We start from the raw sequence: 547 nt of genomic DNA, 5'->3' as shown, positions 1-547 counted from the left end.
GGGACGAAGTCGTAACAAGGTAGCCGTACCGGAAGGTGCGGCTGGATCACCTCCTTTCTAAGGAGCATCAACTGGCCGCCGTTGACCCTTCCAGGGGTGCGGTGGTCGGTGGCCGCTGTTGACAGCGAATGTCTGTCAGGTGGCTGCTCATAGATGTGGAGCACTGGTTATTCAGCTCACCGCCTGGGTGAGCCGGCTAGTACCGACCCGTGGCTTCGGCCGTGGGGAGTGGGAATGGCGGTGTCAGGTGGGTGGGGGGCTGGACACGCTGTTGGGTCCTGAGGAAACGGGCGTTAGCCCGGTGGCCTCGGACTGCGGGACCAGACACCGCCTCGACCGTTATGGTCGGGGTGGTTCTGGTGGGCCCGGTTGTTTTTTGAGAACTGCACAGTGGACGCGAGCATCTCTGGCGAGCGGCGAGAGCTCGGATGCGGGGCCGTGAGGTTTCTGTTTTCGGGTTGTTGTTGTTCGTCTCTGCGATTTGTTTTGATCGTTTCGTGTGTTCAAGTTTTTAAGGGCATACGGTGGATGCCTTGGCATCAGGAGC

General features: G+C 60.1%; 1 rRNA gene. It reads left to right on the top strand.

Annotated features, from left to right (window positions below):
• Nucleotides 1-57 (top strand): 16S ribosomal RNA (locus ABD296_RS50115); the annotation flags it as partial.
• Between the last annotated feature and the right edge of the window lie 490 nt (nucleotides 58-547).

It is taken from the genome of Actinomadura napierensis (genome assembly GCF_039529375.1).
Lineage (GTDB): Bacteria > Actinomycetota > Actinomycetes > Streptosporangiales > Streptosporangiaceae > Spirillospora > Spirillospora napierensis.
The sequence above is the reverse complement of the archived record's forward strand: the minus strand, read 5'-3'. Positions and strand labels throughout refer to the sequence as shown.